At 68.0% G+C, this 14,253-nt stretch carries 14 protein-coding genes and 2 tRNA genes; 11 read left to right on the top strand and 5 right to left on the bottom strand.

All coding sequences use genetic code 11. From position 1 onward, the window contains the following. The first annotated feature begins 62 nt into the window (after nt 1-62). Together CETAM_RS10450 and CETAM_RS10445 are read left to right on the top strand one after the other, a co-directional pair. Nucleotides 63-680, top strand: a complete 618-nt coding sequence (locus tag CETAM_RS10450; RefSeq protein WP_156228804.1) for a mycothiol-dependent nitroreductase Rv2466c family protein — start codon at nt 63-65, stop codon at nt 678-680. 127 nt (nt 681-807) lie between these two features. Further along, nucleotides 808-1,281, top strand: a complete 474-nt coding sequence (locus CETAM_RS10445) for a ribose-5-phosphate isomerase (RefSeq protein ID WP_156228803.1) — start codon at nt 808-810, stop codon at nt 1,279-1,281. A 54-nt stretch (nt 1,282-1,335) separates the two neighbouring features. Here CETAM_RS10445 and CETAM_RS10440 read toward each other — a convergent pair whose 3' ends face one another. Further along, complete coding sequence (locus CETAM_RS10440) at nt 1,336-3,351, bottom strand: glycosyltransferase (RefSeq protein ID WP_156228802.1); 2,016 nt, start codon at nt 3,349-3,351, stop codon at nt 1,336-1,338. Beyond that, a complete protein-coding gene (locus CETAM_RS10435) occupies nt 3,348-4,277 on the bottom strand; it encodes a WcbI family polysaccharide biosynthesis putative acetyltransferase (protein WP_197085725.1) in 930 nt (309 codons plus the stop codon). Before CETAM_RS10435 ends, CETAM_RS10440 begins: the two co-directional genes overlap by 4 nt. Nucleotides 4,278-4,405: 128 nt before the next feature. Here CETAM_RS10435 and CETAM_RS10430 point away from each other — a divergent pair, with 128 nt between their 5' ends. The 4 genes from CETAM_RS10430 to CETAM_RS10415 are packed head-to-tail and all read left to right on the top strand — an operon-like array spanning nt 4,406 to nt 8,290. Then, nucleotides 4,406-5,410 carry a glycosyltransferase family protein gene (locus CETAM_RS10430; protein ID WP_156228801.1) on the top strand — a complete coding sequence of 335 codons (1,005 nt, stop codon included), beginning with the start codon at nt 4,406-4,408 and terminating at the stop codon, nt 5,408-5,410. Further along, nucleotides 5,407-6,477, top strand: a complete 1,071-nt coding sequence (locus CETAM_RS10425) for a glycosyltransferase (protein ID WP_156228800.1) — start codon at nt 5,407-5,409, stop codon at nt 6,475-6,477. The genes CETAM_RS10430 and CETAM_RS10425 overlap by 4 nt, the downstream gene beginning before the upstream one ends. Continuing rightward, nucleotides 6,474-7,421 (top strand): glycosyltransferase, encoded by a 948-nt coding sequence (locus CETAM_RS10420; protein ID WP_156228799.1) that lies wholly within the window; start codon nt 6,474-6,476, stop codon nt 7,419-7,421. The genes CETAM_RS10425 and CETAM_RS10420 overlap by 4 nt, the downstream gene beginning before the upstream one ends. Beyond that, nucleotides 7,418-8,290, top strand: a complete 873-nt coding sequence (locus CETAM_RS10415) for a glycosyltransferase family 2 protein (RefSeq protein ID WP_231587459.1) — start codon at nt 7,418-7,420, stop codon at nt 8,288-8,290. The genes CETAM_RS10420 and CETAM_RS10415 overlap by 4 nt, the downstream gene beginning before the upstream one ends. Here the strand turns inward: CETAM_RS10415 and CETAM_RS10410 are convergent. Together CETAM_RS10410 and CETAM_RS10405 are read right to left on the bottom strand one after the other, a co-directional pair. After that, nucleotides 8,226-9,062, bottom strand: coding sequence for an aldo/keto reductase (locus tag CETAM_RS10410; protein WP_156228798.1), 837 nt, complete (start codon nt 9,060-9,062; stop codon nt 8,226-8,228). The two genes, CETAM_RS10415 and CETAM_RS10410, sit on opposite strands and share 65 nt — an antisense overlap. 17 nt (nt 9,063-9,079) lie before the next feature. Continuing rightward, nucleotides 9,080-9,841, bottom strand: a complete 762-nt coding sequence (locus tag CETAM_RS10405) for a DUF1542 domain-containing protein (RefSeq protein ID WP_231587661.1) — start codon at nt 9,839-9,841, stop codon at nt 9,080-9,082. Nucleotides 9,842-10,028: 187 nt separating this feature from the next. On the opposite strand from CETAM_RS10405, the gene CETAM_RS10400 reads away from it, so the two are divergent. The 3 genes from CETAM_RS10400 (at nt 10,029) to tig (ending at nt 11,778) form a co-directional block, all read left to right on the top strand. Beyond that, a tRNA-Gly gene (locus CETAM_RS10400) sits at nt 10,029-10,103 on the top strand. Nucleotides 10,104-10,283: 180 nt separating this feature from the next. Further along, a tRNA-Pro gene (locus CETAM_RS10395) sits at nt 10,284-10,357 on the top strand. Nucleotides 10,358-10,422: 65 nt separating this feature from the next. Then, nucleotides 10,423-11,778: a trigger factor gene (gene tig, locus CETAM_RS10390; protein ID WP_156228796.1), complete on the top strand. Its 1,356-nt coding sequence runs from the start codon at nt 10,423-10,425 to the stop codon at nt 11,776-11,778. Between the two features lie 64 nt (nt 11,779-11,842). On the opposite strand, the gene CETAM_RS10385 is transcribed toward tig, so the two are convergent. After that, nucleotides 11,843-12,793 (bottom strand): zinc-binding dehydrogenase, encoded by a 951-nt coding sequence (locus CETAM_RS10385; protein WP_156228795.1) that lies wholly within the window; start codon nt 12,791-12,793, stop codon nt 11,843-11,845. A gap of 176 nt (nt 12,794-12,969) precedes the next feature. Between CETAM_RS10385 and CETAM_RS10380 the strand changes: the two genes are divergently transcribed. Together CETAM_RS10380 and CETAM_RS10375 are read left to right on the top strand one after the other, a co-directional pair. After that, the gene (locus tag CETAM_RS10380) at nt 12,970-13,569 is read left to right on the top strand and encodes an ATP-dependent Clp protease proteolytic subunit (protein WP_156228794.1); all 600 of its coding nucleotides are present in this window, start codon (nt 12,970-12,972) and stop codon (nt 13,567-13,569) included. A gap of 21 nt (nt 13,570-13,590) precedes the next feature. Then, nucleotides 13,591-14,217 carry an ATP-dependent Clp protease proteolytic subunit gene (locus CETAM_RS10375; RefSeq protein WP_156228793.1) on the top strand — a complete coding sequence of 209 codons (627 nt, stop codon included), beginning with the start codon at nt 13,591-13,593 and terminating at the stop codon, nt 14,215-14,217. Nucleotides 14,218-14,253: the final 36 nt, after the last annotated feature.

Raw genomic sequence — 14,253 nt, 5'->3', positions numbered from 1 at the left:
CTCCTGATGCTTGAGCCGGGCGGGACTACCCCAAGCCTAATCTGTGTCTATCGTGGGGAGTCATGACCACTAAAAGCGTAACGTTCTGGTTCGACGTCACCTGTCCCTTCGCCTGGCAGACCTCCCGCTGGATCAAGGAGGTGGAGAAGGTCCGCGACATCGAGGTCACCTGGACCCCGATGTCTCTGTCCGTGCTCAACGACGGCCGTGACCTCGACGAAGGCTACACCGAGATGATGAAGGCCGCCTGGGGTCCCGCCCGCGTCTTCGCCAAGGTCGCCGCCGATGAGCCGGAGAAGGTCGACGAGCTCTACACCGCAATGGGCACCATCGTCCACGCCGGCAAGGAGAGCGGAAAGAAGGGTTTCGGTGCCTATGACGGCGTCATCGAGCAGGCACTTGACCAGGTCGGCCTCAACGCCACCTACGCCACCGTGGCCAACTCGGAGCAGGTCGACGAGCAGCTGCGCGACTTCCACCAGAGCGCCATCGACGGCGTCGGCGACGAGGTGGGCACCCCGGTGATCAAGTTCGGCGACACCGCCTTCTTCGGCCCCGTGATCACCCGGGTGCCCACCGGTGAGGAGGCCGGTGAGCTTTTCGACGCCGCCGTGCGCCTCGCCGAGTACCCCTACTTCTTCGAGATCAAGCGCTCCCGCACCGAGAACCCGCAGTTCTAGCCACCCCCGATCGCCGACGCCCGGAGTATGGACGCCGCCCGTGGCCTGATGCTGGCGCGCGCCGGGGTGCGCCGGTTGATCCGGACAGATCGTGAGAGGGTTCACGCATCTGGGTAGAGTCAGAGCCATGCGCGTATACCTTGGAGCTGACCACGCCGGTTTTGACATGAAGAACATCATCGCCGAGCACCTGAAGAAGCAGGGCCACGACGTCATCGACTGTGGCGCCCACACCTACGATGCCGAGGACGACTACCCGGCCTTCTGCATCGAGGCCGCTCTCCGCACCGTGAACGACCCGGGTTCCCTGGGCATCGTGCTCGGTGGTTCCGGCAACGGCGAGCAGATCGCCGCCAACAAGGTCCAGGGCGCCCGCTGCGCCCTGGCCTGGTCCCCGGAGACCGCCCGCCTGGCCCGTGAGCACAACAACGCCCAGCTCATCGGCCTCGGCGGCCGGATGCACTCCGAGGAGGAGGCGATCGCCATCGTCGACGCCTTCCTGGATCAGGAGTGGTCGAAGGCGGAGCGTCACCAGCGCCGCATCGACATCCTCGCCGACTACGAGCGCACCGGCATCCCCCCTTCGGTCCCCGGAGAGTAGGTCACCCCTGCCTCTCAGCCCCGCACCTGGTGCGGGGCTTTTCGCTGTCCGGCCTCACCATCCGGCGAAGTCACGTTCGAGCCGCCGCGGGCCCCCGATGATCTCCCACTCGACGGGAAGTTCGATGGTGTCGCCGCCGAGAGCTTCCCGACGCCGCGTCCGCACCCCCGCCGCCACCTCCCCGCCGACGGTGAGTTCCGCGTCCCCGCCCCCGGCGCAGATCCGGTCCACCAGCTCCGCGATCGGCGCGGCGGGTACCGCCGGTCGGGTGAGGGTGAACGTGGCCCGTTGTCCCCCCGCGTGGGTACGCACCCTGGGGTCGGCGCGGAAAAGTGCCGGCACTGTCTCGGTGACCACGACGACGTCCCCGGCCCGCAGCCAACCGGCGATGACGGTCTCCGTCACGCCCGGTGCAGCAAAGGCGGGGACACACACCGCGACGTCAGCCACCTCGAAGATCACGCCGGCAGGACGGGCGGAGGGATGGGTGATGCGGTGGGCGAGCGCGAGGGACTCGGCGTTCTTCTGGGCGATGTCCGCTGAACGGCCACCCCAGTCGGGCTCGTCGTGGGTGGCCACGCCCCGGGGTTCGTGGACGAAGCCGGCCCCCGCGTGCCAGGCCCGGAAACCGAACTCCCAATCCTCCCCGCCGTAGCCGACCATGGTGGAGTCGAAGCCCCCGACCTGGTCGAAGAAGGTTCTCCCGCAGGTCAGGACTGCGGAGATGATGAAGCGCCAGCTGGTTTCGTCCGCACGTGAAAGGTGCCCCGTCCGGTCCCAGGCCTGTGCCAGCCAGGCGGGTTCCGTCCGCTCGGGGCCGGTGAGACGGGTGCCCAGCACCACCGCCCGGGGGTTCGCCGTCACATGCGGCACCACCGCACGCAGGTAACCGGGGCAGGGGGCGGTGTCACCGTCGAAGAAGGCCAGCACCTCACCGTCTGCCGCGGCGGCACCGAGGTTGCGGGCCGCCGCCGCCCGGAAACCCAGGTCCTCCTGGCGCACCACCACGCAACCCAGCTCCGGGGGAGGGACCGTGGAACCGTCGTCGGCGACGACGATCTCCACCTGCCCCGGGTAGTCCTGGGCGCGCACCGCGGCGACGACCTCCCGGAGGCCGTCCGGGTTGTTGAAGTAGGGGATGACCACGCTCACGCTCGGCCACAGTCGCTCCCACACCGAGGACCACCCGGCGGCGACCTCCGGCCAGTCCCACCCGTCGGGGGTGCCGATCGGCGGGGTGGGGGAGGCGGCGGCGTCGAGAAGCGCATCGCGCCAGTCGGCGACGATGCCGATCCGGTCGGGCCATTGCCGGGCCATCTCGCGGGTGTAGGGCGAGTCGCTCACCAGGACGTGGCGGCCGGCACCCAGCCAGGTCATGAGCGATCCGGAGGCGGAGTAGTGCCGGTGGGCGCACACCGGCACGGCCACCCGTCCCATCTCCTCGGCGAGATCGGCTTCGGAGAGATAACCGGTGATGCGCAGGTCAACGCCGCTTTCGGTGGCGAGATCCTGCAGGTGACGGGCCCAGTCTTCATGGCCTGCGCTCACCCCGCCGAGAGCCCGGATCTTGAGCCCGGTGCCGGCCAGCGCCCGGATGATGTCGTCGTGGCCCTTGCCGGGGTAGATGAAACCGAGGATGCCCACCGTGCCCGGTTCGGGCCGGTACCGCGACCGGACAGGTGGTACCGGCAGTGGAATCACCTCCACGGAGTCAGGGAAGAAGGAGGCCTCGTGCCGTGAATTGCACACCACGAGGTCCGCGGCCCCGGCCAGTCGGAGGTAGGCGGGGGAGCGCCGGGCGAACCGTTGCGCCCCCTCCTCGGGCTGCGGGATGTCGTGCAGGCTGAGGCTGAGGGTGTGTCCGGCACAGCGGGCGAGCACCCGGTCGACGGCCTCCTCGGGAGTGGGGCCGAAGAGGTGGTCGGTGAAGGTGACGTGCACCGGTCCGGGCGGCAGCGGGCCGATGTCCCGCACCACGCCGCCGCCGGCATGGCGTGCCAGGGCGAGCGCGTACTCGGTGACCCCGTGGCCGTCGGGGCCGACGATCAGGTGTGTGACCGCGCCCTTCATCGGTCCAGGCCCAGCAGTGCGATCCGCTCGGCGTGGCGCTGCAGGCCGGCCTCGACGAGGCGCGGGTGCCTGCGGTAGAAGGCCAGCTGCCTGCTCACCAGCAGGTCAGGGTCGATGGGGGCCCCGCCAGTGCGCCAGTGTTCACGTCCCTTGACGTCCACCCCCAGGGCGCGTGCCGCCGGGGGATCCACCGGGGCGCTCAGCCCGCCGAGCATCTCCCGGTCCGTCGGCGCGGTGACGGTCCCGCCGGGGACGATCTCATCCAGGACCCGTTGCGCCAGCGCCGCGAGCGTGGAGTTCGCGGGGTGGTTGATGGTGTGCCACGCGGGGGCGGTCTTCAGCAGATCAGAGACGACCACCGTCCCGTGGTGGCGTTCGCGCGTGCGCAGCTGATCGACGGAAAGCTCGGCGACGGCGCGCAGCGACTCCTCGGAGGGGCACGCCTCGAGGGGCCGGTCCAGTCCCCGGGAGGCGGCCACCAGGATCCGCAGATCGTGATACGGCACGACCGGGGGATTGCGGGAAGGGTCGGCGGGGTCACGCACGATCGCGTGGTAGGGCATGAGACCGTCCCACCGCAGAACCGGGTAACTCACCGTAACGGCCCCGGCGGGCAGCAGCTCACTCAGCTGCGCCGTGCCCAGCGGCAGGTCACGGTAGTCCTCGCGGATGGGCTGGGTGACCAGGACGTCGGTCCGGGCGAGGATCCCCCGGAGAAGATCGACGTCCTCGGCGGTGAATTCGTGGACCGGCGGGATGCGGAAGGAGTCGACCAGGCCTGAGGAGTCCAGCAGGATGCGCAGCGATTCGGCCTGGCAGTTGCCCAGCACCGTGAGGAAGGGACGGTCGGGGAACCTGGGCGTGGGGCTGACCCGATAGAAGTCGCCGTAGTGCCGACGGCGGGCCAGATCCTGAGCGAAGGTCATGGTCGCCAATTTATCAACAATCCGGCATGAAAACCCCCGGGCTTCCGGCCGGGGTGGAAACCGCTGTCTAGAGTGGTTCCGGGTGGCGGGTTCTCCCGCCCCGGTTCTCAGGTGAGTAAAGGAGTCAGATGCATCAAGGCGGCACCAGGTTGCGGGTCCTGTCCATCCCGGCGGGCCACGTCTACACCGCGGCGATCCGCCCTGAGGACGTGGAGTACCTCCCCGACCCCGACATCGACGGCCACTGGTGGCCCCATCCGGCGCTGGACGCCGCGTGGTGGGAAGACCTGCCCGCTGAGCAACTGCCCGACCTGGTGCACCTCCACTTCGGCTTCGATCACCTCACGCCCGGGCAGACGGGTGCCTTCATCCAGGCTCTGCGCAGCCGGGGCGTCCCGCTGGTGGTCACCGTCCACGACATGGACAACCCGCACCTGAAAGACCAGACGGATCACCATGAGAAGGTCCGCCTGCTTGTCGACGCCGCCGCGGCCCGCATCACCCTCACCGACCTCGCCGCCGCTCACCTGCCGGTCGGGACCCGGGTGATTCCGCACCCGCAGGTCGTCACCGACCCGCCACCCGGCGCGGGTAACGGGCAGGCTCCCGGGGTGTTCCTGAAGTCGCTGCGCGGCAACGTGATCTCCGATCCCTTCTTCTACCGCATTCTCGCCCGCACCGTGCGCCGCGAGCTCGGCCGGCCGCTGCGGATCCACCTGCACGAGGACCCGGCCACCGGGGACCTCGTCCGTGCTCTGAGTGGGGGCAGGCTCAGCGGTGTCATCGACCTGCGCGTCCATGCGCCGATGTCTGACCACACACTCCACGAGGCCGTCGCGGAGTGCCGGACCGTACTGTTGCCGTACCTGCGGGGTACGCATTCCGGCTGGCTGGAGATGTGCCGTGACCTCGGGGTCTCGGTGGCGGTGCCGGACTGCGGGATGTACGAGGGGCAGGCGGATGATCCGCAGGGCGTCGAGAAGTACCGCACGGGTGACCCGTTGGACGCCGCGCGGGCGTTGATCGCGTTGTACGGGCGGGGTCCGGTGCCCTACGCCGGTGACCGGGCGGAGCAGCTCCGGCAGATCCGGGCAGCCCACCGTGCGGTGTACCGGGAGGTGACCGGCCGATGACTGTGGGCACCCGGGCCAGCCTCCGGATCGCCCTGATCGCACCGGCGCGCCACCCCATCCGCGAGCCATACGCCGGCGGACTCGAGGCCTTCTGCCACACCCTGGTCCGCGCGGTGCGGGACCTCGGGCACAGCGTGGACCTGTACGCCGCCCGCGGCTCGCAGGGGCATGTGACCGATCTTGAGCTGCCGGGAATCGACTGGGGCGGGGAACTCATGTCCGCCAGCGACACCGGCTACCCGCCCGGCGTCCGGGAGGCTGAGGACGCCGCCTTCGCCCGACTTCTCCGGCATCTCGCCGGACAACGCTACGACGTCATCCACAACAACAGCCTCACCCCGGTCCTGTTCGACGCGGAACACGGACTGCCGGTGCTCACCACCCTGCACACGCCGGCGCTACCGGAGGTGCAGGCGGCCATCACCGCCGCCGGGGAGCGCGCCGGGCGATTCGCTGCGGTGTCCGCCACCACCGCCGCCGACTGGGAGCTGCCCACCCCCGCGACGATCATCCCCAACGGCGTGGACACCCTGTCCTGGCAGCCCGGCCCCGGTGGTCGCGCCGCGGTGTGGTTCGGCCGCATCGTCCCCGAGAAAGGCCTGCATCTGGCCATGGACGCCTGCCGACTCGTCGGCATCCCGCTGGTCTTCGCGGGACGGGTGGGCGATCACCGGTACTTCGCCACCCACATCGTTCCCCGGATGACCGACGGCGCCGCCACGTGGGTGGGGGAACTCGACCACCGTGGCCTGCGGACTCTGGTCGGCAGAGCCCGTATCTGCCTGGTCACCCCCCGGTGGGAGGAGCCCTTCGGCCTCGTCGCCTTCGAGTCCATGGCCTGCGGCACCCCGGTCGCGGCGTTCCGACGCGGCGGCCTCGGCGAGATGCTCGCCGCCGCGCCCGCGTCCCTGGCAGAGCCCGATGACGTGGAATCCCTGGCGGCCTCGATCCTCGTGGCCGAGGGCATCGATCGCGGGCTCGTCCGCGAGTGGGTCATCCGGCACCACAGCCTGACCGAGGTCGCCCGGAGGTATGTCGGGCTCTACAGCGAGGTTCCCGCCCGATGATCGGCTTCTACGCGCACCACCACGGCAGCGGGCACATCCAGCGCTGCCGGACGATCATGGCGCACCTCGACGGCGACGCGCAGCTGCTCTCGACCGCCCCCGCCGCCGACGTCGTGCTCCCCGAGGACGCGTCGGATTTCCCCGTCACGGACCCCACCGCCAACGGGACCCTGCACTACGCGCCGCACCACCATGCGGGGCTCACGCAGCGGATGGCGATGATCGCCGCCTGGATCGACGAACACCGCCCGGACGCCTTCTACGTCGACGTCTCCGTCGAGGTGGCGCTTCTCGCCCGGCTCATGGGCGTTCCTGTGGTCACCCTCGCTATGCCGGGGGAACGATTCGACGGCCCGCACCAGCTCGGTTACCGGCAGGCCAGTGCGATCATCGCCCCCTGGCCGGACTGGGTTCCCGTCCCTCCCCACCTGCGCGAACACCGAAGAATCCTGCATCAGGTCGGAGGCATCTCGCGTTTCAGCCGCCCCGCGGACCCAGGTCCGGACTGTGACGTGGTGGTGCTCTCCGGGCGGGGCGGAACCGGCTGGACCGAGGCCCAGTGGGACCAGGTCCGGTCGGCCTGCCCCGACCGCGACTTCCTCTTCCTCGGCGCGGACACCTTCGTCGACGACCCGATGCCGTACCTCAGCTCCGCCAACGTCGTCGTCACCGCGGCCGGCCAGAACTCGGTGGCGGACATCGCCGTCGCCGGGGCGAAGTCGATCGTCCTGCCGCAGGCGCGCCCGTTCGCCGAGCAGCACGCCACCGCAGCGCTTCTAGCCGCCGCCGAACTCGCCCTCGTCGCCGAGACCTTCCCGGAGGCAGGGGAGTGGCCCGCGCTCCTGGAACGGGCGGAAGCGCTGGACAGCACGTGGCTCCGGTGGCAAACTGCCGGTGCGGCCGTTCGTGCGGCCCATGTGATCCGGAAGGTGGCTGGACTGTGAATTCTCCCGTGACCGTGGTGACCCTCTCTGACGCGGGCAGGCTGGCACACCTCGTCCGACAGGCTGCCGCCATCCCGCCCGGGGTGGGGCACGTCGTTGTCGCGCTCGGCGACGCTGAGGCCCTCGCCGACGCCCTCCCTGATTCGGAGGTCATCGCCCTGGGGGAGTTCTCGCTCGCCGGTGCCCGCAACCTCGGCGGGGACGTCGCGGCGAAGAGGGACCAGGGCGGGGCGGGCATGATCGTGTTCCTCGACGCCGACTGCCTGCCCGGTCCCGAGATGATCGACCACTACCGTCTGGCACTCGACGCACACCCGGACGCCGTCGTCGCGGGCCCCGTCACCTACCTCCCGGACGGAGACGCCCGCACCAGCCGGCCCGAGCCCCATCCGGTCCGGCCCTGCCCCCCGCCGGGGACCCTGCTGCTTGCCGACGACCGCGGCTACGAACTCTTCTGGTCCCTGTCCTTCGCCCTGACCACGGACACGTGGCGTCGGATCCGGCGCACCTTCGGCGGCTTCGACAAGGGCTACACCGGCTACGGGGCGGAGGACACCGATTTCGGCCAGCACCTGCGGCACCACGGCATCCCGTTCATCTGGGTCGGTGGGGCGGACGCCTTCCACCAGTGGCACCAGGTCTCCGATCCGCCGTGGGAGCATTTCCCCGACATCCTCCGCAACGCGGAACGCTTCCACGAGATCTGGGGCTTCTGGCCCATGAGGGGCTGGCTGGAGAAGTTCGCCGACGAGGGTGCGCTGGTCTACCGCGACGACCGGTGGGTCGCCGTGAACTCGAAGCTGGCTACGACTCCACATCCGACGGGTGGGGCCCAACCCGACCGTCTTCCCCCTCGTCCAGTGAAGTGATGTCGGCCATCTCCCCACTGCTGAGCTCGAAACCGAAGACATCGATGTTCTCCCGGATCCGCTCCGGATGGGAGGACTTCGGGAAGAGGATCACCCCGTTCTGCAGGTGCCAACGGATGATCACCTGGGCGGGGCTGACCCCGTGGGCGGTGGCGGCGTCGACAATCTCCGGCGCTTCCAGCAGATCCGTCCGCCCCTGACCCAGCGGGGCCCAGGCCTCCACCCTGATGCCGTGGACTCGTGCGGCGTCGATGTCCTTCCACTGCTGCAGCGCGGGGTGCAGTTCGATCTGGTTGACCACCGGGGTCACCCGGGACGTCATCGACAGTCGGTCGATGTGCTCGGGCAGGAAATTGGACACCCCGATGGAGGTGGTGAGGCCCTTCTCCCGCAGCCCGACGAGCTGCTGCCACGCCTCGACGTAGCGATTCTGCGCCGGGCACGGCCAGTGGATCAGGTACAGGTCAACCCGGTCCAGGCCGAGGCGTTCCAGGGATTCGTCGAGGGCCGCCCCCGCGTCATCGTGTCGGTCGTTCCACAACTTGGTGGTCACGTACAGCTCTTCCCGCGGAATGCCGGAAGCCGCGATGGCACGGCCCACGCCCGCTTCGTTGCCGTAGATCGCGGCGGTGTCGATGTGCCGGTACCCGGCCTCCAGCGCGACGGAGACGAGTCTTTCGGTGTCTGCCGGCGGAATCTGAAACACGCCGAACCCCAGCTGGGGGATCGACGTGTTGTCATTGAGCGTTATTGCGGGGACCTTCGGTGTCATATCCCAGAATCGTACGCCTAGAAATCGAAGTCGAAGCCTCCGTCGAAGAAACCGCCGCCGTCGTCGCCGCCACCGAAGAAGCCGCCGCCGTCGCCGCCGGTATCACCCATGTCGCCACCCATGTCCTCGCCACCCATGTCGCCGCCGTCCTCGCCGCCTCCGGCGTCACCCTCGGCGCCCTCGCCGGAACCGTCCGCGAACTGTTCGGGGGAGTAGTTCACGCCGGCCATGCCGGAGAACATCGCGGAGAACATCATCATCGACGCCGCGGTCCACATGCCGGTGGCCATCGCGTCAGCCCACCACGGACGGGAGTACCAGCCGGCGGGGACCGGACGGCCCGCCACGTTGCCGCCGGGGTAGTAGTTCGGGGTCTCGTCGCTGGCGACCGGGGAAGCCGTCAGGGTCTGGCCCTCGTGCTCGATGGTGCGGCGCTCGGTGACCTTGCCGGCGTTGCGCTGGCCCTCCAGGAGGGGGAGCTCAGGACCCGAGGTCATGCCCATGATCTCGCGGGCGGCGTTCATGTAGTGCAGACCCTCCAGAGCCGACTCGCGGGCCAGATGCGCCTGCTTGACGGTCGTGGCCTGGGAGATCGCGGAGGCCGCAGCGTTGTAACGCTCGGAGGCGTCGGCGATGGCCTGGGTCGACGCGGCGTCCGAACCCGCGATGGTGAGCACCTGTGAACCGAGCCTTTCGATCCAGCGACGGGCTTCCGTGCGGGCATCATCAAGCCGGGTGGCTTCAAGCGCGGCACTCTTCTGCTTGTTTGAGCGGTTCATGAAATAGGCGGCGCCGCCGCCGAGGATAAGCAGGAGGAGAAGGAGTTCCACTGGGTCAAGTCACTTCCGTACTCGGTTACAGGTTGTTGTCAGATTGATTGTCACCCGGTTCAACGTATCTGGCTTGCGGAAAGTTCCGGTTTTTCAGAATCGGGCTCCATGCGCTAGACTGATCCGGCGCAAGCAGGGGAATGTCGTATAGTGGCTAATACCTCAGCCTTCCAAGCTGAAGACGCGGGTTCGATTCCCGTCATTCCCTCCACGTGATGTCCTGTGATCCGGTTTCCTTCCGGTCGCAGGGCATCTTTTTTCTTTCCCGGGTGCAGCGGCGGACGAGCCGGATTCGGCCCCTCGGGGCCGGCGGAAAGATGGGCGCGTCGGCTTTTCTGACCCCAATGTCGACCACTCTTGGGGGCGGTCGGTAGTATGCACTACAGACCTACGGGGCGTGGCGCAGTTTGGTAGCGCACCTGCTTTGGGAGCAGGGGGTCGCAGGTTCAAATCCTGTCGCCCCGACGTAGGGCCGGCTCGTGCCGGTCTCAAGTGAACAGACATTCAATGTGAAACCAGGAGAGTTACTCGTGAAGAGTTCCGTCGAGAAGCTGAGCGACACCCGTGTGAAGCTCACCGTCAACGTTCCCTTCGAGGAACTGAAGACCGAGATTGACCAGGCCTACTCGGCGCTTGCGCAGCAGGTGTCCATCCCGGGTTTCCGTAAGGGCAAGGCTCCCCGCCAGCTCATCGACGCCCGCTACGGCCGCGGTCCGATCCTGGAGCAGGTCGTCAACGACATGCTGCCCTCCCGCTACCAGCAGGTCATCGAGGAGAACGAGCTGGTCGCCATCGGTCAGCCGAGCGTCGACATCACCAAGATCGAGGACAACGAGTTCGTCGAGTTCACCGCCGAGGTCGACGTTCGCCCCGAGATCGAGGTTCCGGACTTCTCCGGCATCGAGGTCACCGTCCCGGCCATCGAGGTCGACGACGCCGCCGTGGAGGAGGAGATCGATCGTCTCCGCGCCCGCTTCGGTGAGCTCAAGGACACCAAGCGCAAGCTGAAGACCGGCGACTTCGCCGTCATCGACCTTAAGGCCACCGTCGACGGCGAGATCGTCGACGAGGCCAGCACCGAGGGCCTGTCCTACGAGGTCGGCCAGGGTGACCTGATCGACGGCCTGGACACCGCGCTGCGCGGCCTGAAGACCGATGAGGACAGCGAGTTCACCACCACGATCGTCGCCGGTGAGCACAAGGACAAGGAGGCTGTCGTCTCCGTCCACGTCAAGCAGACCAAGGAGCGCAAGCTTCCGGAGTTCGACGACGAGTTCGCCCAGCTCGCCTCCGAGTTCGACACTGCCGAGGAGCTTCGCGAGGCAGCCAAGGCACAGGTCGAGGAAGCCAAGAAGGGCGAGCAGGCCGCCGCCATCCGTGACGAGGTTCTCAAGGCCGCCCTGGCCAAGACGGAATTCGCCCTGCCGGAGTCCATCGTCGACGAGCAGGTCCACCAGCAGCTCCACCAGCTCCTCGGCCAGATGGCCCACGATGAGGGCGCGCTGGAGAAGGTCCTGGCGTCCCAGGGTCTGACCCGCGAGGAGTTCGACGCCCAGTCCCGCAAGGACTCCGAGGAAGCCGTCCGCACCCAGCTGTTCCTGGACACCCTCTCCGAGCAGGAGGATCCGGAGGTCTCCCAGCAGGAGCTCACCGACCACATCCTGTTCACCGCGCAGTCCTACGGCATGGACCCGAACCAGTTCATCGGCCAGCTGCAGCAGTCCGGCCAGATCGCGAACCTGTTCGCTGACGTCCGCCGTGGCAAGGCACTCGCCGCCGCCATCTGCCGCGTGACCGTCAAGGACGATGCCGGCAACGACGTCGACCCGGCCCAGTACTTCGGTGAGGAAGAGGCCGCCGAGGCTGAGGGCGAGTCCGAGGAGTAGTCCTCAACGCACACGTTTAACGCCCCGACCAGTTCATCTGGTCGGGGCGTCACGCGTTTTCTGGTTATTCGTAGGAGGCGACCAGGCGTCCCACGATCTCGCCCTTCTCCAGCTTCTCCAGACCCGCCGGGATCTCGTCGAAGGAGATGGTGGTGATCTGCGGCTTCATCCTGCCCGACGCCATGTTCTCGTAGACGCCGGCAACGTCTTCCTTGGTGCCGCCGACCGAGCCCTTGAGCGTGACACTACGGGTGATGAGCGTGCGGGTGTTGATGGTGGCCTCGAGGCGACCCATGCCCACCTGGACGACGGTGCCGCCGGGGCGCACCATCTCGATGGCGTCCGCCGTGGTGACGCCGAAGCCGGCGTAGTCGACGATGACGTCGAACTCCACGCCCTCGAAGTCCTTGATCGACGTGCGGACGTCCTTGACGCCGAGCTGCCTGGCCAGCGGCCAGACCTTCTCGTTGATCTCCGCGACGTAGACGTCCGCGCCGGCGAGGATGCCGGCGACAGCGCCGAGCTGGCCCAGGCCGCCGAGACCGATGACACCGACGGTGTCACCCTCCTTGACCCCGCCCTCCGTGATGATCGCGTGGTAGGAGGTCATGCCTGCGTCCGTGGCCGCGGCACCGTTGACGAAGTCCACTTCGTCGGGAAGTGGAACCAGTGCACGGGCGTCGACCGCCATCTTCGGGGCGAAGCCGCCGTCGAAGGCGTAGCCGGGGGCGCCGACGCCATCGGCGGTCGGGCAGACGCCCACGCGGTCGCCGACCTTGAAGCCGGTGACACCGGGGCCGACCTCGGCGACGACGCCGGCGTTCTCGTGGCCGATGGTGATGGGGCGCTTGGCCAGCAGGCTCAACCAACCCTCATCCTCGAGCAGGCCGACGTCGGAGTGGCACAGTCCGGCGGCCTTGATCTCCAGGACGACCTCGCCTTCGCCGGCGACGGGCTCAGGGACTTCATTCAGAACGAGCGGTTCGTGGGTGTTGGTGAACTGCCATGCCTTCATGGGGACTTCTCCTTCGTGTACAGGGGATATACATTCGCCATTGTATCGACGGCAGCGGGAAAGGGGCGGCGTCGAGAAGCACGGGCACGCTGTGAGCGAACAGAGGGGCGATTCGGGGAGGACCGCTAGTACTCTGGGGAGCATCGACAATTTTCAGAATCAGGAGTTTGACTGACATGACTGATCAGATCCGGATGACGTCCCCGGGGGCGGGCATGAACCTCGGCGACTCGGTGTACGAGCGACTGCTGCGTGAACGCATCGTCTTCCTCGGCCAGCAGGTCGATGATGAGATCGCGAACAAGATCTGTGCCCAGATCCTGCTGCTGTCCGCCGAGGACCCCAACCGTGACATCTCGCTGTACATCAACTCCCCCGGCGGCTCCGTGACCGCCGGCATGGCGATCTACGACACGATGAAGTACTCCCCGTGCGACATCGCCACCTACGGCATGGGCCTGGCTGCCTCCATGGGCCAGTTCCTGCTCTCCGGCGGTACGAAGGGCAAGCGTTACGCCCTGCCGCACGCCCGGATCATGATGCACCAGCCCTCCGCCGGTGTCGGCGGTACCGCGGCGGACATCGCCATCCAGGCCGAGCAGTTCGCCCAGACCAAGCGTGAGATGGCCGAGCTGATCGCCGAGCACACCGGCCAGACCTTCGAGCAGATCACCCGGGACTCCGATCGTGACCGTTGGTTCACCGCCGAGCAGGCCAAGGAATACGGCCTCGTTGACCACGTGATCAGCCACGCCGAGGGCCCGATCAGCAACTAGGGAATTGTGAGGAAAGAAGAAATGAACAACGGATTCCAGATGCCCCAGATGCGTTACGTCCTGCCCAGCTTCATCGAGCAGTCCGCTTACGGAACCAAGGAGACCAACCCGTACGCGAAGCTCTTCGAGGAGCGCATCATCTTCCTGGGCACCCAGGTCGACGACACCTCGGCCAACGACATCATGGCGCAGCTGCTGGTGCTCGAGGGCCTTGACCCGGACCGCGACATCACCATGTACATCAACAGCCCCGGTGGTTCCTTCACCGCGCTGATGGCGATCTACGACACGATGCAGTACGTCCGTCCGGACGTCCAGACCGTCTGTCTCGGACAGGCGGCCTCCGCTGCCGCGGTTCTGCTTGCCGCCGGCGCCCCGGGCAAGCGTGCTGCACTGCCGAACGCGCGCGTGCTCATTCACCAGCCCTCCACCCAGGGCACCCAGGGCCAGGTGTCCGACCTGGAGATCCAGGCCGCCGAGATCGAGCGCATGCGCCGCCTCATGGAGCAGACCCTGTCGCGCCACACCGGCAGGACCGCGGAGCAGGTCCGCATCGACACCGACCGCGACAAGATCCTCACCGCCGCGGAAGCCAAGGAGTACGGCATCATCGACACGGTCTTTGACTACCGCAAGCTCAACGGCTAAATTCTCCACTTGCGTGAGAGGGGCCCGACCGGGATT

The organism is Corynebacterium comes, assembly GCF_009734405.1.
Lineage (GTDB): Bacteria > Actinomycetota > Actinomycetes > Mycobacteriales > Mycobacteriaceae > Corynebacterium > Corynebacterium comes.
This window is presented reverse-complemented; position numbering and strand designations above follow the sequence as displayed.

Excerpts from the sequence above, each read along its gene's own strand:
- CETAM_RS10450 (WP_156228804.1), top strand. The coding sequence starts at position 63 with ATGACCACTAAAAGCGTAACGTTCTGGTTCGACGTCACCTGTCCCTTC.
- CETAM_RS10445 (WP_156228803.1), top strand. The coding sequence starts at position 808 with ATGCGCGTATACCTTGGAGCTGACCACGCCGGTTTTGACATGAAGAAC.
- CETAM_RS10440 (WP_156228802.1), bottom strand. The coding sequence starts at position 3,351 with ATGAAGGGCGCGGTCACACACCTGATCGTCGGCCCCGACGGCCACGGG.
- CETAM_RS10435 (WP_197085725.1), bottom strand. The coding sequence starts at position 4,277 with ATGACCTTCGCTCAGGATCTGGCCCGCCGTCGGCACTACGGCGACTTC.
- CETAM_RS10430 (WP_156228801.1), top strand. The coding sequence starts at position 4,406 with ATGCATCAAGGCGGCACCAGGTTGCGGGTCCTGTCCATCCCGGCGGGC.
- CETAM_RS10425 (WP_156228800.1), top strand. The coding sequence starts at position 5,407 with ATGACTGTGGGCACCCGGGCCAGCCTCCGGATCGCCCTGATCGCACCG.
- CETAM_RS10420 (WP_156228799.1), top strand. The coding sequence starts at position 6,474 with ATGATCGGCTTCTACGCGCACCACCACGGCAGCGGGCACATCCAGCGC.
- CETAM_RS10410 (WP_156228798.1), bottom strand. The coding sequence starts at position 9,062 with ATGACACCGAAGGTCCCCGCAATAACGCTCAATGACAACACGTCGATC.
- CETAM_RS10405 (WP_231587661.1), bottom strand. The coding sequence starts at position 9,841 with ATGAACCGCTCAAACAAGCAGAAGAGTGCCGCGCTTGAAGCCACCCGG.
- CETAM_RS10385 (WP_156228795.1), bottom strand. The coding sequence starts at position 12,793 with ATGAAGGCATGGCAGTTCACCAACACCCACGAACCGCTCGTTCTGAAT.
- CETAM_RS10380 (WP_156228794.1), top strand. The coding sequence starts at position 12,970 with ATGACTGATCAGATCCGGATGACGTCCCCGGGGGCGGGCATGAACCTC.
- CETAM_RS10375 (WP_156228793.1), top strand. The coding sequence starts at position 13,591 with ATGAACAACGGATTCCAGATGCCCCAGATGCGTTACGTCCTGCCCAGC.